The organism is Neomegalonema sp. (assembly GCF_028688855.1).
Classification (GTDB): Bacteria; Pseudomonadota; Alphaproteobacteria; order Rhodobacterales; family Rhodobacteraceae; genus Neomegalonema.
Window position 1 is genome coordinate 19,377 of the sequence record NZ_JAQTXI010000015.1, and the last position, 21,685, is coordinate 41,061.

Annotated in this window: 11 protein-coding genes and 1 pseudogene; 10 read left to right on the top strand and 2 right to left on the bottom strand. The window is 67.8% G+C overall.

Annotated features, from left to right (window positions below; genetic code table 11):
* Window positions 1-14: 14 nt before the first annotated feature.
* The gene (locus PHN62_RS12020; protein WP_300150931.1) at window positions 15-995 is read left to right on the top strand and encodes an aldo/keto reductase; all 981 of its coding nucleotides are present in this window, start codon (window positions 15-17) and stop codon (window positions 993-995) included.
* A 32-nt stretch (window positions 996-1,027) separates the two neighbouring features.
* Window positions 1,028-1,408: pseudogene (locus tag PHN62_RS12025) on the top strand (transposase); the annotation flags it as partial.
* Window positions 1,409-1,683: 275 nt separating this feature from the next.
* On the opposite strand, the gene PHN62_RS12030 reads toward PHN62_RS12025, so the two are convergent.
* Window positions 1,684-2,133 carry a hypothetical protein gene (locus PHN62_RS12030; RefSeq protein ID WP_300150934.1) on the bottom strand — a complete coding sequence of 150 codons (450 nt, stop codon included), beginning with the start codon at window positions 2,131-2,133 and terminating at the stop codon, window positions 1,684-1,686.
* A 751-nt stretch (window positions 2,134-2,884) separates the two neighbouring features.
* Entirely contained in the window at window positions 2,885-4,201 is a 1,317-nt protein-coding gene (locus PHN62_RS12035) for a hypothetical protein (protein WP_300150936.1), read from the bottom strand.
* Between the two features lie 531 nt (window positions 4,202-4,732).
* On the opposite strand from PHN62_RS12035, the gene PHN62_RS12040 reads away from it, so the two are divergent.
* The 8 genes from PHN62_RS12040 to PHN62_RS12075 all read left to right on the top strand — a co-directional run bounded on the left by PHN62_RS12040 (window position 4,733) and on the right by PHN62_RS12075 (window position 21,680).
* On the top strand, window positions 4,733-5,815 hold the full coding sequence (locus PHN62_RS12040) for a hypothetical protein (protein WP_300150939.1): 1,083 nt from the start codon (window positions 4,733-4,735) through the stop codon (window positions 5,813-5,815).
* Complete coding sequence (locus PHN62_RS12045; RefSeq protein ID WP_300150942.1) at window positions 5,812-9,699, top strand: hypothetical protein; 3,888 nt, start codon at window positions 5,812-5,814, stop codon at window positions 9,697-9,699. Before PHN62_RS12040 ends, PHN62_RS12045 begins: the two co-directional genes overlap by 4 nt.
* 85 nt (window positions 9,700-9,784) lie before the next feature.
* Window positions 9,785-11,506 (top strand): hypothetical protein, encoded by a 1,722-nt coding sequence (locus PHN62_RS12050; RefSeq protein WP_300150945.1) that lies wholly within the window; start codon window positions 9,785-9,787, stop codon window positions 11,504-11,506.
* Window positions 11,503-13,149: a hypothetical protein gene (locus PHN62_RS12055; RefSeq protein ID WP_300150948.1), complete on the top strand. Its 1,647-nt coding sequence runs from the start codon at window positions 11,503-11,505 to the stop codon at window positions 13,147-13,149. Before PHN62_RS12050 ends, PHN62_RS12055 begins: the two co-directional genes overlap by 4 nt.
* Window positions 13,146-15,410 (top strand): AAA family ATPase, encoded by a 2,265-nt coding sequence (locus tag PHN62_RS12060; protein WP_300150951.1) that lies wholly within the window; start codon window positions 13,146-13,148, stop codon window positions 15,408-15,410. Before PHN62_RS12055 ends, PHN62_RS12060 begins: the two co-directional genes overlap by 4 nt.
* Window positions 15,411-15,439: 29 nt before the next feature.
* Window positions 15,440-19,096, top strand: coding sequence for a hypothetical protein (locus tag PHN62_RS12065; RefSeq protein WP_300150954.1), 3,657 nt, complete (start codon window positions 15,440-15,442; stop codon window positions 19,094-19,096).
* Between the two features lie 23 nt (window positions 19,097-19,119).
* The gene (locus tag PHN62_RS12070) at window positions 19,120-20,100 is read left to right on the top strand and encodes a hypothetical protein (protein WP_300150957.1); all 981 of its coding nucleotides are present in this window, start codon (window positions 19,120-19,122) and stop codon (window positions 20,098-20,100) included.
* Window positions 20,101-20,351: 251 nt separating this feature from the next.
* Window positions 20,352-21,680: a hypothetical protein gene (locus PHN62_RS12075; RefSeq protein WP_300150960.1), complete on the top strand. Its 1,329-nt coding sequence runs from the start codon at window positions 20,352-20,354 to the stop codon at window positions 21,678-21,680.
* The last annotated feature ends 5 nt before the right edge of the window (window positions 21,681-21,685 follow it).

Consider the following 21,685-nt stretch of genomic DNA (forward strand, 5'->3'; position numbering starts at 1 on the left):
GGAAGGGACTCGCCATGAACTACAGGATCTTCGGAAACACCGGTCTGCGGGTGTCGCAGCTTGCGCTCGGAACCGGCGGCTTCGGCCTGGGCTGGGGCCATGGCGCCGACGCTCGGGAGAGCGCCGCGATCTTCAACGCCTACGCCGAGGCGGGCGGCAATTTCATCGATACGGCGGACGTCTATCAGTTCGGCCAGTCGGAGGAGATCCTCGGCGGGCTTCTGGAGAACCGCCGCGAAGATTTCGTGCTGGCGACCAAATATACGAACGGCGCCGCGCCGGGCGCCAATCGTCTCGTGACCGGCAACAGCCGCAAGGCCATGGTCGCCTCGCTGGAGGCGAGTCTGAAGCGGCTGAAGACCGACCGGATCGACCTCTATTGGGTCCATCATCCGGACGGGGTCACGCCTTCCGAGGAGATCATCCGCGGGCTCGACGATCTCGCGCGGGCGGGCAAGATCCTTTATGCGGGGCTGTCGAACTTCCCGGCCTGGCGGCTGGCGCGGGTGGCGACCATCGCCGAGCTGACCCGCGCCCTGCCCGTCGCGGCCGCGCAATTCGAGCATAGCCTCGTCCATCGCGAGCCCGAGGCGGATCTTTTCCCCGCCTCCCGGGCGCTCGGGCTTGGAGTCGTGACCTGGTCTCCGCTGGGCGGCGGCCTGCTGACGGGCAAATACCGCAAGGGCGAGACGGGCCGCGCCGAGGCCATGGGCGGACGCGTCTTTCAGGCCGAGAACTCCGAGCAGCGGACCCGCATCCTTGACGTGGTCCTCGCCGTGGCGGAGGAGCTGGAGACCACGCCTGACCGCGTGGCCATCGCCTGGGCTGGGGCTCAGGACGCCATTCCCATGATCGGCCCCCGCAAGCTGACCCAGCTCGAGAGCAATCTCGGCGCGATCTCGCTGAAGCTGTCAGAGGCGCAGTTCGCCCGCCTCGACGAAGTCAGCAACCTCGCTCCGCCCGCCGCCGCCCGCCCCGCCGATCCCCGCCCGTGAGGGGGGCGTCGCCTGGACGGTCCGTCTTCACGTCCTGCGTGATCGCCGACGCCGCAGGGTGCGCCACCGCCTTCCGCTTCGCCCGGGGACAGGCCCATGAGCTGTACCAGGCCATGCCACTGTTTCGGAAGCTGCAGGGCGTTCCCAAACGGGTCGTCGCCGACCGGGGCTAGAGGAGCCATGACTTCCGACAGCAGATCCGAGATCTGGGAGCGGGTCCATCCATTCCCACACGCAGAAATGAGGCCCCCATCGCCTGCCCGGACTCGATCTACCTCAATCGCAACAGGGTCGAGAGGTTCTGGGGAAGGCTCAAGGAATGGAGGGCCGCCGTAACAAGATATGAGAAGACGGCTGCATCCTTCGTCGGCATCCTCAACATCGCTGCCGCTTGCGATTGGATCAAACGCTGACAGAGCCTAAGCTTCGCCACTTTCCCTGCCCTCGCCTGGGCCATCCTGCGAAGGCGGCAGATGCGAATTCGATGAAGTCTTCCGAGGGTGGAAAGAAGAACCTCAAGCTCCGTGATTCGCACCGTAAGACGCTGAATCAGAACGTATTTCTCCTCATGGATCCGGTTCTGAAAAGAGGGAAAGCACCATGCCATATCAACGCCCCTCAGATCAAAAACCGTCAACCACGTGAACAATTACCCCCTACCAGCCTCCGCAAAGCCTCGGGCGGCTCCTTATTGAAATCTGGGGCCGCAGACCAGTCGGAATTTGTGCAAAGCCCCTCCATCCGCATCGCACTGCCTCTTGCAGGTGCCTCCCACGATCAATTCAACACCGACGACGACCTCGTCCGCATTGCAGTTCGCGACCATCGTGATCGCGTTGGAGCCACCCCCGCGCGCGGCGCTGTAGCCGCTATGGCGCTTCTGCGAGGGCGCGACCCGGATTCGGGCGGTTTCCTGCTCGACTCTGGCTCCCAAGGCGGCGAGGGCGGCTTCCTGCCGCCGGATCTGTTCATCCTTTTCCGCGAGCTGGCCGGACAGCGCGACGATCCGCGCCTCCATGCCCTGCACCCTCTGAAGGATGCCCCCTCCGGCCTCTTGAGCGTTTGCGGCGGCGCTCCAGAGCGCGGCTCCCAAAACAAGCGGCGCATGGAGTCTCAGCTTGAGAAGCTTGGCGAACATGTCCGAATCCTCCGTTTGAGCGTCCTGTACCCTTGCATCGCAGAGGGCGAAGGATGGCGCACGGAGAGGTGGAGCGGAATCTCGCCCCTCGTCAGGTGGTGCGCCCTGGGGTTTTGTTCCCTGTCGCCTTCTGGTCTAATGATTGCATTCATATAACATGCTCCTTATCGTAATCCGCGGCGGTTTCCAGCGCAACCCCTTCAGACCGAGACGTCGCCGGTTTCCAGGGCGGATGCGCAAGAGGAAGCGCCCGATGGAAGGGATGATCCGGCATGAAGTCGCGCGGATGGTCCGCCGTCGAGGGCGAGGCCCTGGTCCTGCTTGAAGCGATGCGCGGTCGGCCGACGTCTTCACGAGGTCGGAAACCAGAAAGAACCGGCCTCGACAGAGGCCGGATCAGGCGGAAGATTCCCGGAAAACATCGGAAAACCGGAGATCCCTCCTCAGATCAGGCAAGGGATCGGCTTCCGGAGGCGTCCGGTTTTCAGGGGGCGGGGCGTCGGGTTCAAGGCGGTGACGAGCGCGGAGATCCGATCCTTCACGTCGAGCTCCGATGCTTGAGCGCGGCGAAGTTCCGAAGCACGCCGCGCCCTTCGCCGACTTGAGTCTGGATATCCTCGTGCTTGCGCGCGGCTTCCGGAGCGATGTCCAGCGAAGCGGACCAGGCCTCGCGTCGCGAAAGCGCGACAAAGTAAAGACCTGGAGCGTTTGAACGACCAAATTCGGTCGGAAAACGCTCAAGGGGAGAGGCTCATGGACAAGCTGGCGTCTCGGCGTCCTTCTGCGCGATGCGTTCGGCGTAAGTCTTCGCCGCCTGCTCGCCCTGCTGCGTCAGATCGACGATTCGCGTCTGCGCGGTCTGCAATTGAACGCCGAGATCGTCGATCTGAAGCTGGAGGGCGGCCTGAGCCTCCTGCGCCCGAGTTCTCGCGGCGAGGTTTTCTTCGGCTTCTTGCTCCATGATCACGGTGAGTTCGGTGTTGAACGCCAGGGCGGCCTCCAGTTCGGACGAGACCTCGACAAGATGCTGAACGGCTTCGGCTGTCGCAGCCTGATGGGTGTCCGATTCGCTCTTGAGACGTTCGGAATCCATCTTCATCGCTGCGGATGCGGCGCGGAGATTTGCGGCTTCGGCCTCAAAGCTTTCCAGCCGGGGCAGAACGTCCTTACCCCCGGCCAGATCGCCGAGGGCTCCATAGCATTGCGTCCTCGCCTGGGCCAGGGTCAGGTTTTCATCACGCAAACGGGCCGTTTGCGTCAGATCGGCCTGAGCCTGATCCAGCCGCTCCCTGAAGGGGGCGTCTCCCTTGAAGACATCGTTGAACTGGGTCTGGAGCGCGCGGGCTTCCTCAACCCTGGCGGTCTGGTCCTTGATTTCGTCCTGAAGACGCCGGGTTTCGGTCGCCGCGTCCTGAAGTCTGGCGTCGTGGGTCTCCGCAAGGCTCTTCAGCTCTCCGCGCAACCCGCTTTCGACCTCCTCCAGCTCGGCGATTTTCCCGATCTGGATCCGCAGCTCCTCGTCGCGCCCGGCCAGTTCGGCGGCGTGCTGCGCGCCGCCCTCGTTTCTGGCCTTTTCAACATCGCCCGAAGTCACGACTCCACGAAGGAAATAGCCGCCGCCGAAAGCCGTCAACGCCAGAATCGCCCCCGCCGCCGCAAGGCGAAGGAAGGTTCCGGGGGATCTGTCGACTTCCGGAACCGTGAAGCGGACGATGGGTCCTCGTGTTTCGCCGGCTGCGGGATCCTCCGTGGAGACGATCTGAAGCTGGAACTTGTATTCGCCTGGCGGCGCGTCGGCGGGCGGCGCGACGCTCACTTCCGGCCGAAAGGTGTCGGACGGCGCGAAGCTCCTCGTCAGTTCGGCGCTGTCCGGCGATGCGCCGACGATCTTGAACCAATCCGCCTTCGCCTCGCCCAGAGGCCTGACCGAGATCCGTCCGCCTTGCGGGCGCGCAGTCAGGTTGGTGATGGAGAACGTCGTCCGCCCGGAGAAGCGCCCTTGCGCTGAACCCGAAGAGGAAAGCGGCAGGTCCTTCGGCGTGTCGTCGCTGAACTGGAAGATCGTCATGAGGTTCTCTTTCCGTCATGTGCTCAAGGCGTCCCGGCGCCCTGAGGGTTGGGGAAAACTGGAGACCTGAGGGCCTCTGTCTGCCGTCCTGGCGCGCGGACCGCGCCTTGCAGTCCACGTCATGGCGGCTGGCGGCTTCATGTCCTGACCTTCTCGCTCCTGGAGACTGCAAACGTCGGATCCTGGCCACCCGCCGCCGTCCTGTTTTCAGGAATCGGCTCACTCAGGAATTGCTTTTCCATCATTGACAACTCCGTGGAGATTGTAAAAGGTTAAAAGACGTTCTTCAGAGAAACGGAGGGGGGCTTCGTATCGCCCGAGCGTTTGTCGGCGGAGCCGAAACGGTTGCGTGTCTTGAAAATGTGATCGAGCAGAAGCTCAGGGTGTTCGAGCGGCGAAACCGGGTCGGACGAAGATCTGCGACGCGACCGGATCGAAGGCTGGAGCGTTTGAAGGACGAACGAACGACTGAATCCGATGGGAGCAAGGCTCCGCTTCCGGGGACGGCGAAACTTGAGGGAGAGCGGCTTCATGAGCAAGACCCCGCTTCATGAGTTCAGGCCCGGAGAAATCTTGCGCGCGGAGGCGCTGAACTCTGCTTTCCGGTCCGTCTCCGACCGCATCGACCTTGCGAACGGATCCCCTCGCGCCGCCGGATTGTTCCGGCCCTGGTGGAGCGCGCCGGGATCTCCGGCCAACCGCTTCAGGAGCGATCCCGGCGGCGGCCTCGATGTGGAGGCTCTGGCGGCGGTCGCCCCTTCAGGCGCCCTGCGCCTGCTGGAGTCCGCGCGTCTCGAACGCCTTCCCCCCCAGCATGTCGCCTATCTGAGCGCGGAAGGCGAATTGCTCTCCGGCTTCGAGGCGCCTGCGGACGCCCTGCCTCTGGTCCGGCGCAACCGCGCCGGAGACGTCGAGACGATCGCGCAGATCGCCGCCCTCGACGCAGACGAGGAGCTCGCCAGGCTGAATCGCGCCGTCGGCGAGGCCGCCGCGCAATGGCGCGAGGCTCTGGAGAAATGGGCGGCCTTCTCCGAATCGGATCTCGCCTTTCTGGACGCGGTCGAGGAGGTCGTCTCCGACCAGACCCTGGAGCGGGAAAGGCGCATCGACCTCCTCAGACGGCTGGCTTGCGCCCTGGAGCGGCGGATGACCCTCAGGGCTCTGAAGGATCCGCGCATCGCCCGGCTCCGGAGCAAGCCGCCAGGCGCCGCGCGGCCCGAAGTGGCGGCCTGGCTGGCGCTCTGGATCGAAGCCTTCTCCGACGAATCCCTGCGCGCCGCCTTCCTCGAAACGGAGAACTGGCGCCGGTCGGAGAGCCTCCGTCCGGGCCGCACGCGCGACGGCCTGCGCGAAATCCGCTTCGACGTCTCCGGCGGAGAAGCAGGCGCGGCGCATGTCGATCTGCTCAGCGAGGCCGGCTTCGAAAAGGCCCGCTGGCGTTTCGGCGAAGACGGCGTGGAGCGAGTCTTCGACGACGTGCGGCGCGTTCCCGAAGGGTGGCGCGCGCGGCTGCTGCGCCCCGCCGAAGCGCGGCGTCTTTACGTCTGGAGCCCGGTCCATCCCGATGGGCTGCGGGTTCGCCTGGTCGGAGATGCGGAGAGGACGGAGACATGAGCGAGAGCGGAATCCGGAGCGCGGCCGACCTGCTGAAGCGGATCGACGAGGCGTCCCAGCCCTGGGCGCGCGCCCTGGCCAGAGAGATGCGGGGCGAAGGCGCGCGGGAGGCCGCCCTCGAGGAGCTGTGCCGCCTGACCGCCCTCTGCCCGACGCCCCTGTCGAACCATACGGCGACGCCCGACGCGCCGGAGGCGACTCCGGAGAACGCGGCGCTGCATTATCGCATCGCCAACGAGGCCCTGCGGGCCTATGGACGCGCCGAAGGCCGCCCCGCCGCCCTGAGCCGCGGCATGATCCTCGACTTCTGGGACGCATGGTGGAGCGCCGCCGCCGACCTCTCCGAACCGGAGGCCGCCCGGCGCATCCTGGAGCAGATGGACCCCAACGAAGGCGAGAAACGCCGCGTCGTGCAGCCGGGCCTGATCCGCGACGCGCTCTGCGGCTGCGACCGGGATGTGGCGGCCCTGGTCGGAGCCGATGGACTGGGGAGCGAGGCCGAACTCTCCAGACAGATCCTCTGGCAGATGCGGCGGCTGCATCGCGCGCCCGAGATGTTCGCGGCGGCCGATCGGGTCGCGCTCTACGAGCTGCTGTTCATGCGCGACCTGAGATTCGCGGATCCGGAGGCCGAATTCCCGACGGAGACGCTGGAGCGGCTCCTTCAGGCGGCGGATCAGACCCGCCGCGCTCTGGAGGGCGAGGGCGGAAAGCCGCCCGTCGCGCCCGAATCGGCCTTCCTGTCGCTGACGGAGGCCCCGACCGCGGAAGCCGAAAGACGGCTCGCTCTGGAGGCGCTGCAATTCGCGGCTTCGGCGCATCTGCGCGGCCGCAGGAATCTGGACGCCGCCGCCGCCCGCGCCGTCGCGGGGGCGGGCGCCCTCGGGCTCGAAGCGCCCGAGGACGGCGCCGGAGAGCTGCGCCGCCTGCTGCTCCGGCTTGCGGCGCGCTCGCGGATGATCCGCTTCGCGCTGGGCGATCTGCTCGGCCATGAATTTCCCAGACCCATCAGCCGCAGCCCCGCTCCCCAGGAGGTGGAGAACCTCTGCGATTGCTGGGTGGCGGTCGTCGGGCGCCGCAAGACCGGCAAGAGCTATTTCATGGCCTCCCTCGCCGCGGCGCTCCTCCCGGACGAAGCCCGGCTCGACGATCCGGCGGCGACGGGGCGCGACTTCTGGCTCGAAGGGCGGGTGCGGCTGCTCGAGACGGCGGCCTTCGCCCGCGAGCCCAAACGCGACGGAATCGTGGCGAGCGCCTTCAGATCCGGAACGGTGCAGGAGCTGGTCGAGAAATGGCGCGCGCAGCAGGACGTCCTGCGCACCGACGAAAGCTTCGCCCATGTCGCCGAGGTGGACACGCCCAGCATGGCGCGCCTGCGCTTCTTCGACCTCGCCGGCGAGCAGATCATCCACCCCACGTTCAACGACCTCGGCGACGACATCAAGAAGGTGCTGCAGGCCACGGCGCCCGCCGCCGCCGTGATCGTGGATTCCGACGAACCCAGCGTCAACGCAGGGCATGAAACCGCGGATTACGCCGATTTCGCCCGGATGATCGCCAACAAGGGCGCGCCGATCTACATCGTCGTGAACAAGTTCGATCAGATCCTCAAGGAGGGCGGCTATTCCGAGGAGGCGCTCCAGGAGCTGGCCCACAGCATGAACTATGAGGACGCGCCGGAGGAATCCGACGCCGATTTCGGCCAGGCCTGGCCGCCCTTCCTCAGTCTGCGCGACGTCGATTCCGGCGAAGACGGACCGAGCTTCGCGGATCTGCTCGACCATATCGACGCCTCGCCCTCTCTGGCGCGACGGCCATATTTCCAGAACCGGCTGCGGCGCGACGCGCAGCGTCTGCGCAATCTGATCGAGGCCCTGCTGGCCGCAGGGCGGCGGGACGTCTCTCTGATCTATCTGATCGCGGCGCGCGACGGACGGCGCAAGCCCGGCGAATTCCGCGGACATCGCCTCCTCTGGCGCGATCTGGAGGGCCGTGTTCTCGAAAGCACCCGGCTCAGCCGGAGAAAGGCCGTCCGCCGTCTGCTCGTCGAGGAGCCGGTCGACGGCGAGGCGACGGCGGCCAGGGTCTACGCCGAGCTTGACCCCGTCTTCTCCGAAAAGCTGCCCCGCCTGGCCGCCATCAGGGAGGATGGCGCGCCCGCCCCCGCCGATTCGGCCCATCTGGAAGGAAACGCGCTGGACCATTGGCGCGATTTCCATAGAAGCTCCGCGAGCTTCGCCGGGCAGGAGGCCTTGCAGACGGTCTGGCGGCGGGTTTCGCATGGACTGGCCGCGCTCCGAGGCATGGAGCAGGCCTGCGCGCAGATGGTCCGGGTCCTGCTGCCGGAAGTCGGAATCGATCCGGACGCCAGCTTCGAAGGACGGGATTTCGACGAGGCGCGCGCCTCCCTGGAAGGATTCTGGCGCGAGCTTGACATGGATCAGGTCGTCGAATTCATCCAGGGCGAGCTGGGCAAGAAAGGCGCCTATCACGACGCCTTGGGCCAGAGGTTGGGCGAGGCGCTGCGCGACGTGGTCAAGGGCTTTTCGGTCGGAGGCGCCTCCGAAGCGCCGCTGGCCGATGCGACGACCGAAGCGCTCTACAGCCTGCTTTCGGGCGCGCGCCGACCTCTCGGGGTCGCCGGCGCCCCGGCCGAAGACAACCGCCTCTCGCAGGAGGAGCGCAAGGCCCTCGCCAAAGCCGAAGGCCGCTTCGGAGACGCGATCCTCAGGATCCCCGCCGCCGGGACGGCGGCGGCCCTCGCGCGCGCGCTCAGGAACATGACTCCGGAGGTCCGCTATGCGCATCTGGCCATGCATCCTGGCGAACGGGACTTCCACAAGGTCCGCGTCCTGACCGAAACCGCGGCGCTCGGCGCGGATCTGCGGGACTTCCACGCCGCCGCCTTCACCGCGCTGAAGCAGATCCTCTCCGCGCGGCGCGCCTTCATCGAGGTGGACGAAGGACTGGTCGCCGATCTGGCCATGTCGGCGGCGCTCATCAAGGTTCTGCCCTTCATGAAGGCGCTCATCGGCAGCCCCATCGACCTCATGAAGCCCGAAGCCTATGACATGCTGGTCAGGCAGACGGGGCGGATCGGCGACCTGCGCAAGCGGATCGACGCCCAGATGAAGAACGGGAGGCAAAGCATCTGGAGCGCCTCCTCCACGGGTCAGGACTCCAGAAGCCTTGCGACGGCCTACGCCGAAATCTACGCCGAACAGGACGGCGCCGCCGATTGGCAGGAGTTGCTGCCCGCCTCCGCCGAAGCGGTGCGGCGCAGAAGCCGACAGCAGAACCTCACCCCGGAGGATGTGCTGGCCATCAATCAGGTCTCCACCGAGCTCGACTGCAACTTTTCCTATCTGCGGAATCTTCAGGCCGCCGTCGCCCGGCTGAGAGCCGCCGATCCGGCGCGGGTCGAGAAGGCGCAAGCCTTCCTCGACGACCCCGTCGCCGGAGGAGACGGCCAGAGATTGAGCCATCTGAAGCCGCGCCTGATCCGTCTGCGGTTGATGCGGCGGCGGCTGTTGATCGGCTATGCGTTGCGCATGCTGCAAATGGGCGGCTGGCTCGATCCCGCAGGGAAATCCGCGCACGCCGCCGGACAGGAGAACGAGGGCAGGCTCAAGGACGCCAACCGGAAGTTGCGGGTCGCCATTGCGAATCTGACCGAAAGGTTTCAGGACCTCTCCGCCGTCGGCGCGGTCGCGCTCGAAGGCGAGTCCATCGGAATCCCCAGGAACGCCGCCTTCGCCGCGCAGACCCGGGAGGGATCCGGAGAGATCTCCGTGAACGACGCCGAATATATGGATCTCGTGCGGATCCTCGGCCTTGGACCCAGGGAGGATGCCGAAGACCCGCTCTGGCGGGCGCGGATCTGAACAGGCCGTCTCCCGACTAGGGAGAGATGGCGGCGGCCGGACGCAAAAGGCGGCGGGGCGGGCCGCGTTCTCTGGAGGACAGGACATGAGACGCTTCTCTTATGGCTTGACGGCGGATCGGGGTCATGTCTTCGATCCGGGGCCCGGGGAGTTCGAATCCGAAATCCGGAGCCTGATCCTCAACCGCGCCGGCTATTCGTCGCTCCCGACCTCGGCGCCTTTCGTCGGGCATTTCCCGATCGGGCGCGATCAATACGTGATCCTCGCCAAGCCGTCCGGAGCGCGCCGTTACGACGGATGGATCCTGACCGCAAAGCAATATGCGGTTTACGGCTATTCTCCCTATCGGCTGCTGGCCGAGGAGAAGCCCGAAATGGACCTTTCTCCGAAGGGCCCCGCGCCTGCGCCGGGAGCGTCCCCGCGCGCCATGGAGCCTGGAGCCCATCTGGCGGAGGCGGCCCGGATCTTCGAGGGATTCGACGAGGCGCGCCGCCGCCAGCCGCATCGCTCCGTCGCGACCGAGGCCGCGGCGGCCCCGGACGCCCTGCTCGTCATCCCCGGTGAAAGGGCGCAGGCCCCTCAGGCGGAGTCCAGGCCCGCCGCCTCTGCGCGCGGCGCGGAGGAGGACGCCTTGTCCGCCCTGGCCGCCTTGCGCGGCGAGGTCGCACGGCTGAACGCCATGGTCGGGAGGCTTCAGGGAGGAGCAGCCCCCGCCGCAGGGACGACGCCGCAATCCGGCGGGATCTTGCGGCGTCTCGATCATCTTGAGGAGACGCTGCGGCGGCTTCTGATCGAGGCGGGAGCCGAAAAGCAGGCGGGAGCGGCCCGGTTCGGCGAGGTCTCCCGCCGTCTCCAGGAATTCGAGCAGACCCGAGGCCTCCCGGCCCGGCCCGAGGCTCAGGAGCGCGCGGAGGCCGAAGCGCGGGCGCGTCGGCTTGAAGCCCTGGCCGAAGCCCCGCGCGCTCTGGAGGCGCGGATCTCCGAACTGGAGGGTAAGGCGGCGCGGGCCGCGCCTCGCCGACTTCCGCGCTGGGTTCTCTGGGCGGCGGGCGCGAGTCTGGCGCTTCTGGGGGGTGCCGCCTGGCTCGGGGGCGATCTCTCAAGGCGTCTGGCGACGCTGGAAGGCGCGAGCGGCGTGACGGATCTGAGCGCCAAGGTGACCGAAATGGAGCGCCAGGCGGCCTCCCGCCTGGAGCAGATCGCCAGGCTGGAGAAGGAGTTCAGCGAACAGATCTCAGGATTGCCCGCTCGGCTGACGGAAGCTGAAGCCAGGCTGAACCGGTTAGGCGAGGTGGTCGGGACGACGCCTCCCGGCGAAGAGAGCCTCTGGGGGCGGCTGCAGGAGCTCTCCGGGCGCGGCCTAGACGAGGCGGCGGTCCGGGCTGCGGTCGAGCCCAGGATTTCAGCGGCGGCTTCGCAGATCTCCGGATTATCCACTCGTCTGAAATACGCCGAAGACAAGCTGACCCGGCTTGACATGGCCGTCGGGATGCTTCCCGATGGAGAGAGCCTCTGGGGGCGGTTGCAGGAGCTCTCCGGGCGCGTCCTCGACGAGGCTGCGGTCCAGGCTGCGGCCCAGGCAGCGGCCGAGCCCGGGATCTCCAGGCTCCGCGCGGATCAGGGATCGCTTCGCCAGGAGCTCGGCTCCATGGCCTCGCAAGCGAACAGCGCGGCGCTCTGGATAGACGAGATGCGCGAGAGCCTGCGATGCGACGTGGGCGTGGGATGGCACGCATCTCGGCTTGAGACGGCGCTCTGCACGACGCGCTCCCCCTCGCCTCCTCCGTCGCGCGGAGGTCGTCCATGACCGCACGATTGTTCATCGGTGCCTCTCCGCATGGCCTGCAGGAATGGGGAGCCGACATCGTCCGCCTGAATGAGTTCCAGCCCGGCGAGCAGGTCGGCCTCCTCTCGCCGATGGATGGGCAAGACTGCTTCCTTCAGCTTTGCGTCGCGCCCGCCCGGAAGGGGGAGGCGCATCCGAGCCTCCATCCGCTCGGAGACCCGGAGTCCTTCGACCTTCCGCCGATCAGATTCATGGATGGCCGCAGGGCGGCGTTGCTCGCGCCGATCGGCGAGGGCTCGCCCCTGCCCAGAGAAGGCTTCGTGCTCGTCAACCGCCAACTTGAGCCCTTCGCCCGATACGTCCCCTTCGCGCCGAAGGAGCATCCGCTCAAGACGCCGCCCTCGGCCAGCCCGGACGACCGTTCCGCAAGCCGGAACTGGCCGGACTGGCGCTTCGAACTCGCGGCGCGCGGAGTCGCGCTCTTCATCGGCGGCGCAGAGAACAGACGCTTCCCCCAGGATGTCGTGATCGTGCTCGGCGATCTGCTCTCCGAGCTTCCCCCCGGGGCCCGCGAGGCCTGGCTGAATCCTCTCGTCATCGGTTTTCGCGGCGAGGCGGCGGCGCCCGGCCTCGCGCCGCTCCCCGCGCAGGAGCGGGAGATCCCCAGAGCGATCCGCGAGGCGGCGGAGGCCGGAGCCTGGATGCTCGTGCCCGAGATGTCCATGGAGGCCCGGCGGCGGCTCGTCGGATGGCGGGCCTTCTTCGGCAGGGGCGGAGCTTCGCCGCTGAACGCTCTCTTCGATCCGGCGCGCGGCGCCGCGACCGCCGCGCCCGCTCACGCCGACGCGCTGGCGGATCTTGCGGCGCTGGACGAGATCGGCGGCGTCTTCCATGTCGCCGCAGACGGAAAGGGGCCCTGGCGCTGGACGCCGCCCGAACCCGGAGGCGAGAAGATCGGCGTGGCGCAGGCGCAATTGCGCCGCGCTCTTCTCGCGAGGCTCGACCTCGTCGAGGCTTCTGCGGATTCCGCCTCCAGACTCTACGAATGGCGGCGGAGCCTGCAGCGACCGATGATCGAATCTCAGGCCCTGGAGGGCGTCGGGTCCCGCGCCTCCATCGTCGAACGGCTCGCCGGAGCGGCGCGGGTTCCGACCGTCGGGCGACAGATGGGCGCGGCTCTGGAGCGGCTCGCCGAAGCCGCAGGGGCCTTGACCCCGGAGGATGCGGCGGCCGTCTTCGCGCCTCTGATCGGCGAGGCCTTCCATGATCTGGGCGATGACCGCGTCGGGACGGATCTGCGCGCCGCGCAACAGACGATCGCCCGGGATTTCCTCAAGCCGCGCTCGGGGGTGCGAGCGGAGATGACCAGCCCGGACCTTGAAGGAATCGAACGCGCGGCCTTCGAGAGCGAATGGTCCGGATTCGCTCTGGACCTCTTCGCCTCGGCAGGCGCAGGCCCGGACGAGACGCTTCGGGAGATCTCGGGGCCCGGCGGCGCTCCATATGAAGCCGATTACGACAGCCCCTGGTGGTCGGCTTTCTGGAGACATTGCGTCGCCGGAGAGAAGGGGCGCAGATTCCTGCTGTCCCGGCGAGTGCGGGCTTTCGTTCTGGACTCCTCCGTTCTGGACGGGTCCGCCTTTCTCGCGGAGGACGCCAGATGACCGGCGTGATCGGATCCTTCTTCCAGCGCGCGGGAGCCGGCGCCCAGAGCGCGGGCCGGAAATTCTGCGGAGTCGATCTGGCGCGCAGGGCCCTGGGCGGGCTGCGCGCCGACGCGCGGGCGGCGCAGGCCTCCGCTCTGCTCGACGGAATCGACCTCTCTCCTCTCGCATTGCCGGAGGAGGAGCGGCGCGGCCCGGTGACGACAGCCTTCGACGCCGTCGGCGCGCGCGCGCGCTGCGAAGCCGACCTGGCGCGGCGCGGATATCTGGGGCGCGCCTCTTCGGGCGTGCTGCTCTGGATCTCGGAGACGGAGGTGGAGGACAGGGCAGGGGGCTTCGCTCTGGCGCGTCAGGCCCTCGCGCGCTGCGGGCTGGAGAGGGGAAGCCTCCTCGACGCCGAGCGCCGCCGTCGGGAGGCCTGCGCGGTCGGACGCCCCATCGACGCCGAAGGCGAGATTCTCGACGCGGACGATCTCTCGGGGCGGCCCCTGCAGGGCCGGGGCGCGGAGCTGGTCAGCCATGTCGCCGCCCTGAGGCGCGCCCTGGCGGCGGGAGAACATTACATGCTCGTCGGCCCCGCAGGAGGCGGCAAGACCGCCTTCATGCGGCGTCTGGCCGAAGCGGCCCTGCGCTCCTTCGCCCAGGAGGAGGATCCCCGGCTGCGCGAGATTAAATTCCGCTATTGCGACCGCCGCGACCTCATCGGCGCGGCGGAGGCCTCGCAAACCGCCTTCGAACGTCTGAGCGAGGCGATCCGTCAGGGGATCACGCCGGTCATCGACGATCTCGACCTCGTGATGTCGCCGGATCTGCCCTCGGGCGAGGCGGCGGCCAGGGCCATCGGTCATGAATTCATCGCCGGAAGGCGCGGCTTCCTGCTGGCCGCCGAACGCGACGCCGTCCGTCGGGCGCCCTTCGTCAGCCAGCTGACGCCCCGGGCCCTTCCGCCGGCGACCAGCGATCAGGCCGTCGAGATCGCCGCGGATCACGCCGCGGCCTGCGCCTTGCGTCAGGGGTTCGCGCTGGGAGAGCCCGCGCAGACCCTCGGACGGCGCGCGCAGCGGCTCGCCAAGGAGAATTACGCCGGAGCCGCCGCTCCGCGCAGCGCCCTGCGCATCATCGACGGCGCGGTCGAGCTGGCGCGGGATTTCGGCGCGCAGGCCCTCTCCAGCGAGAGCCTTTCCGCCTTCGTCGCCCGCGACCTCAACACGCCGCGCGAGATGATCGAGCGCGATGGAGAGGCCCTCGAGGAGATGCTGAAGCAGCAGCTTCTGGGCGAGGTGATCGCTCAGGACGCGGCGGTGATGCGCATCGCCGAAGCCGTGGCCTTCGGGGAAAGGGCGAACGCGGGCGCTTCGCCCCGGGCGCGGATCCTGATGGCGGGTCCGCCGGGAGTCGGCAAGACCCATCTGGCCAAACGTCTGGCCGAAGCGCTCGGGTATGATCAGGAAGCCTTCGTGCTGCTCAACATGAGCGAATATGCGACCGAGGCGGCGCGCACCCGCTTCATCGGCGCCGATCCCGGCTATGTGGGCTTCGGACATACGCGCACGATCTACGACGCCGTGCGCGCCCGGCCGAGCTGCGTGATCCTGCTCGACGAAATAGATCGCGCGCATCCCTCGATTCAGGACATCCTGCTCTCGATCCTCGAAGGACAGGGCGCGGATTCGACCGGGCGCCCGGTCTATTTCACGCAGGCCGTCATCCTTGCGACCACCAATCTCGGCATGGAGCAGATCGAGGCCGCATGGCGCGACGCCCGCGAGAAAGGCGCGACCCGCGCCCGGATCGCGGCCGATTTCGACGATCGAAAGTTGCGCGAACTGATCCTGCACGGCGCCGTGGACGAAACCGAACGCGCCATGCAGAAGGCGCTGGATCTCCGGATTCTGGAGGCCAGGGCGGGATTCTCCGCCGCCGGAGACCCCGCCGAAGAAGAGGCCCGCATCGAGATCTACGTCGACGCCCTGCGCCGCCGCTCCGCGCTGGAGGCGGCCCGGCGGCATTCGCCGCTCGACCGCGCCTTTCTCGACCGCATAGATCTGATCGCGCCCTTCTTTCCGATCTCCGACGAACAGGACATCGCCGCGATCTTCGATCTCACCCTGCGGCGTCTGGGCTGGACAGATTGTCCGGAGGAGACGCGCGGCGAGATCATCCGGGAGGCCATGGCGACAGGTTCGGTCCGCGTCATCGAGCGCCTCGCCAAACAGAGATTCCGCGCAGCGCTGCGCCGTCCGACCGCCGCGCCGCAGTGAACCCGATCCGTCGTCACAGGGAGATCCCGATGTCCGCTCGCCTCAGCCCCCCCGAGAAATACAGCAGGACCCTCGTCGTGATGGGGCGCTTCAGAGCCGACCGCCCGGAGGATGCGGGGAAGAAGGGAGTCTTCGTCTTCGAGACCGGCGACTCCTCCGCGGACGGCGCCCTGAGCGCGGCGGACGTGTTCAGCAAGCTCAAACCCGAACTGCGGCTGCTCGACGACAGCAGCGTCTGGGTGGACGACGTCGGATTCTACGCGCTGAGGATGAAGGCGCCGGGAACGGCCGCCGAAGAGGGAAGCGCCATGGAGGTCAGTCCCAACAGCGTGCTGCTCGATCAGGCGCGCGGCGCGGGCGGCGCGACCGACGCGAGCCGCGCCGCCTTTGGCGGGCTTCTGGCGCAGGACATGATCCGCGATCTCGACGTGACGGCGCGTTTCTCCGGCTCGACCTTTCCCAAGGCGCTCCTCGAACTGGCCCACCGCTATCTCAACGTGGACGTCAACCGGCTGCTTGGCACCAGCCTGATCGGCGCCGGGATCGACGATCTCTTCCGCGACGATCCGATCGTCACGGGCCGCATCCTCCAGCTCCTGCTCGCCTTCGAGGCGGACGCGCCCGCCGCCCGCAAGGCCTTGCGCGCCGCGCTGGAGGCCTTCGGCCTCGAAGGCCGCGACGCGGCGGAGCGAAGCCGCAAGATCGACGCCATCGCGGCCTCCGTGGAGAGCCTGCGGGGTCAGCTCGAGGGCGACCCGCGGAACAAAAGCTGGGATCAGATCGTCGGGGTCGCGCCGCAGCTGAATCTGCCCTGGGTGGAGGATCTCTCGAAAGGCGACCCGGCCTATCGCGTGGATCTGGGAGACGTCGGGATCCCGGTCGGCGGCTCGCTGCGCGACGCCTATGTGCTCTACCGCAAGAGCGCCGATAATCTGCACAAGTTCGTGCGGGCGCCCTCGCTGCATTCCTACGTCTTCCTGTGGCTCATGTCGAAATACGCGGAGATGCAGGAAGGCAAACCCGGCGTCGTGGCCAAGGCGGTCCATCGGCGCGGCGTCGAGGGAGCCGGTCGCAAGCGCGTCTTCGGCGAAACTCCGGAGGACGCCAAGCGCCGCAAGGGCATCGCCGAACGAGCGGCGTCCGAGCGGATCGAGCAGCTTTCCGACAGTCTCAAGGTCTTCGCCCCCTCGCTGCTGACGGACATCCGCGATGTCGTGGCGATCGACAACCGTTTCACGCGGGCGGATCTGAACGACCGGCTTGCGCAGCTCTTCGTCACGCTTTCGAGCTCGGTGTCCGGGCCGATCGCGGAGGCTCTCTCCAAGGCGCGGACCGTCATAGGTTCGTATGGGGCGGTCTATCAGAAGCTGGTCGACGCCCTGAACTCCGGAGAGGCCAGGTTCTGGACGGCGGACGCCATGGCCGCCAGGATCGACGGGATCGGCGACTCGCGCCACAGGGAGACGCTCGCCGCCGCCGTCGAGGCTCTGCGCGCGGCTTTCGCCGAAACGCCCGCCCAGGAGGCCGCCGCCGCGGAGGAATCTCCCGAAGCCGCCCAAAGGCGCGAAGACGCGCGCCGGAGGCGAATCCGGGGCGCAACCCTCGACGCCTTCGCCGCCGCCTTCGGCGACGCTTCGATCCGGGGCCTCGCCGAGAACCTCGAGGAAGGGAGAAAGGACGGGGAGGAGACGGAGAGCCAGAAGCAGATCAGGGAGATGCGCGCCCTCTACCGCGCGGGCGGGCTCATCTCCGAGCACATGGGCGAAGTGGCGGAGGCCGCCGCCGCCGCCAGCGTTCCGCCCGCCGCCGCCGTCGCGGAAGGCAAGATCACGAAGAAGGGGGAGGAGAGCCTGCGGAGAGCGGCCGAATCCGCCGCCGCGAATCCGCCGCCGACGCGCTTCCTGATGCCGGCCGAAATCACCGAGCGGATCCCGCCCGGCAAGGAGTTCGTCGCCGATCTGCACAACGACGCCGGCGAGGTGATCGGCAGGCTGACAGGATCGCGCTCGGAAGGCGCCGAGATCCTCTTCAGAGAGGACGCCCCGGGCCTCGACGGGGAAGACCCTCTGAAGGACGTGAAGCTCGTCTTCCGCGAGGGCGACGTCTCGCCCGCCGACCCCCTGAAGGACGAGCCGATCCTTCTCAAGGAGATCGATCCGGATGGGCGCGTCATCTCGGCGCTGGAGGAGCGCAAGATCCGCGCCGAGAGCGGCCTCTCCGCCGCCGAGATCGGCGAACGGCTCGCCAGATACGGCGAGATGCGCGAAGCCCTGCGCAGGATCTACACGGGCTCCGGACAAGGCGCTCTGAGCGGCGGCGCCCGCGCAGAATTCGAGCGCGGAATGCGGGCGCTCACGCTGGGCGAATTCATCGCGGCGGCTCCGGACGGCCAGAGTCGGCTCGGGCGTCCGACCATCAGCGAATCCCTGAAGCTGCTGATGGACGTGGTGCAGGTCATCGGCGCGCGCGCCCACGAGAATCCGGATCTGGCCAAGCCGAGGCCGGACCAGGGCTCCGCCGAGGCGCTCGGCCCGCTCAAGGACGGAGATCCCGAGGCCGCCCTCAACCTCTCGACCTATTTCCGCCTGCCCAGCGGCCCGGACAGCGCGCTCGACGGCGAGCGGATGATCACGCAGGTCATGGCCTATCACCGTTATCTGACGGATTCCGTCCAGAACGTCTCCACCTATCTGCAGGATCTGGCGGATCTCAAGGGGATCGCCGACGCGGCTTCGGGCGCGCGGCTGGTCGTGATCAACCGCACCCTCGACGAATATGTCGCGGAGGCGGTGCTCGGCGGCGAGGTTCTGACTCATGGCCTGCACGCCGCCACGCTCTATCTGACCCATGCGGCGCGCGCGGCCGGCAGCGGCTGGGGCCAGTTCGGAGACTTCTTCGCCTATAACTATACGAAAAAGCAGCAGGCCTCGGGCCTTTCCTGCCCGATGGTCATTTCGGCCGAAGCCGACGTTCTGGAGGCTTGCCCCTTTCCCGTCGCCGCGCTGGGCGGTCTGCGCGCCCTGAAGTTCCGGATTCAGGCCGCCGGGGGGGCGGCCGCCGATCTGGGGAAAGGGCTCCTCATGGAGGGAGCCGAAGCCGCGCTGTCGTCGCCCGCGGCCATGGCGGCGGCGACGGTCGTCCAGAATGCGGGCGCGCTCGGGCGTCTGTCCTCCGGCAGCGTCCCCTTCAGCTTCCGCAGGGAGTTCGAGGAGGTGACCAGGGGCGTGGTCTACAAGGAAGGCGAAGCGGTCGTGTCGCTGCTGCGGCGGCTCTGGTTGAATCCGGACAGCAACGACTGCCTCGCCGCCATGGTGACGAGCCGCTGCGCGACGCTGACGATGACGCGGGATCTGAACGACAAGACTCTGAATTCCTTCGTGCGCCTGCTCATCGCCGCCAGGCTGGAGCAGGGAAAGGACGCCCGGGAGATTCTGGAGCAAAAGGATCTGGACGCCGCGCACCGGGCTCTCTTCGACTCAGCCATCTTCCCCCCCGCCGACAGGCCGAATGTCCAGATTCTGGAATCGACGGGCAGAATCAACATCGTGTCCCATAACTTCGTCCAGCCCATCTTCTCCGGGAGCAGCGCATTCTGGCTGGAGCTGCGGAGAGGCGCCGGGCAGGAGCCCGTCAGGACCCCGATCAAGGCGGCTCTGCTCGCTCCCTTGAGCTTTCTTGGTCTTTGAGACCCCATCTCTGGAGAACGACCATGTCCTTCGTGCTGCATGACGAACGCAACGAGCTCACCAACAAGCTGAACAGCTTCTGGGTCCATCTGCCTTTCTCGATCGCCGCCAACAACGACGTTCATCTCAGGCATAGCGGATCGAACGACGGCGTCGGCTTTCGGGTGGCCGTCCTGATCGACGGCGACGCCCGGACTCGCCCGCCGCCGCCGACCGACACCGAGGTCAGCGCCGGATCGCACCAGCTCACGATCTCCCACAAGGACCATGGGACGCTGAAGTTCGGCGATCTGATCCATGAGGGCCGCATCAGCGTCACGCGCAACGGCGAATGGGCGGAGCTGCGCCTTTTTCGGGGCGTCACCACCATGCTCCCGACCGCCTATCCGGAGTGGATCGATACGGCCGACTGGCGACGCATGCCCTTTCCCCCCGACAGGGACGGCAACCACTGGACGCGCAGATTCGCCTTCGGCGGAATCGACGGCGCCGTCTGCGACGCGAGCTGCGTCGAAGAAAACGCCCATGGCGACGCGGTGGCGGTTTCTCTGGTCCGGCGCATGGTGAGCAACACGATCTGCGCCGAATTGATGCGCATCGGCGCGCTGGATGGAAACGGCGTCGACAAGATGCCGAAGCTGGAGCTGAAGACCTCTGCGCCCAGCGGGATCATGAGCCTCCCGGACATGGAGCTGCTGACCGGCTCCGCCGGTTTCCCGGCTGACGGCTATGTGATGATCGCCGCCGGAGCCTTCGCCGCCATCAGCGCCGATTCCATGCTGTCCGACTGGGAGACCGTCGCCGATTCCGCCGACGCCAAGCGACGGTTGGCCCGGATCGTCTGGGCTCCTGAAAACATGGGGCAGAACGACGGGCGCCTGCTGCGCAAGCTGAACAACACCCATGACAACAGCCGGAGCGGCGCCTTCGAAGGCAGGGGCATGAACACCGATCCGGTGGAGGTCCTGCATGTGCGCGCCGCTGGCGGCGGCCATATCGCCTAGGGGGCTTCCGCCCTCGGGGACAGGAGACGCAGGCGATGGGAAGCGTCCGGTTCGCGAACCGGATCCCCGGAACAGGGCGGAGCCTCCATCGAGGCTCCGCGACGAGAAGGCGGGCGGCGCCCCTGGCCCCTGCTGGAAGCGGCGACAGGACAGGGACGTCGCCTCTCCGCATCCCGCACATTCAGACCCGAACCGCTCCGCGAACTTCGCCGGAGCCGCCCCGGAAGGAGCTCCCGGAGATGCCAGGCTTCATGATCGGCGAGAGAGGCTGGGAAAGCGACGAGGCGATTCTGACCTTCCGCCTCAACGGGCCGCCCCACGTCTCTCTGGCCGTTCCCGGCGCGGATTCCCGAGAGCTGCACGCACTGGCGGCTTCCCGGGCCAGAGGCCTGCTGAATCTCGGTCATGCGGCCGCCATCCAGCCTCTGGAGGTGAACGGAGTCACCACGGGCCATTCTCTGGCGGAGGCCTCGGATCCGAATATCGACGCTCAATGGATTCACGGACGCATCGCGCCTCCTTCGCTGCTGGACTGGCTCCATGCCTCGACGCCCAACCTCGCTCCTTCTACGGCGATCCTGTCGCAACGGGGCGAGAACCAGAGCATGGGGAGCTTCCTCTACGAACTGGTCGGCGGAGAGCGTCTGTTCGTCCGGGGCGCGGAGAAGGGCCTCGCCGCCCCTGAGCCGGGCGTCTGTCTGCTGCGGCCCGGCTGGATGACGAACGGAAATTTCCTGTCGGCGGCGGCGGCGGAGATCGCCTGGCGGGATCCGCGGCTTCTCGGCTGGCGGGCGATCCCTCATGGCGACGGAAGGGTCGTCTTCGTGATCGCGGATCAGAAGCCTCTGGTTCTGGATCAGAAGGATTGGCGGTTCTTCGGCTCCCAGGAACCCGGAAAGCCCCTGAAGCTGCGTAGCGGAGGACTGGGCTTCGCGCCTCTGCCCGAGATCGCCGCGGCGCTCTTCGGAGAGGCCGAACCCAAGGAAACGACGCTGTTTCCCAACGCGCCCGCGCCGCCGACTCCGCGCCTCGTCTCCATCTTCGGCCGGACGTGGCTGGCGGCGGAGACGATCCTGATCATCAGGCCGGAAGGGCTCTGGGAGGCGCAGATCGTGCTTGCGCCGCCGCCGTCGCCGCGGCCGCCCGTGCGGGAGGCCCGCTTTCTGCCCGCCCTCGTCGAGGAATGGACGGAGGGCGGCGGGGAGCTGCTCCTCAAGCCCCGGGACGAAAGGATCTGGCGGATGGCCAGAGGGCCGCAGGAGCCCCTGCGCGCGCTCTGCCTGACGCCAGCCATGTCGGAGGAGCGCGGCGGGGTCTATCTGCGTCCGATGCGCGGCGACCCGCGGATCGTTCAGGCGCTTTCCGGCGAACAGCCCCTCGCGCTCGGCGCCCCGATGGCGCGCGACGAGAATCTGGAGGAAGGGAACATCGACGTCGCCCTGACGGGCGACGGTCTTCTGCTCTCGGCGGCGCAGAAGTCTGCGGTCTTCTCCCTGAGCGAGGGATTGACGGAGACGCAGGCCAGGAGCGTCAAGATCGCGGGATCGGTGGCCGTCAGCGGCGATCTCGACGTATCCTGACGGAG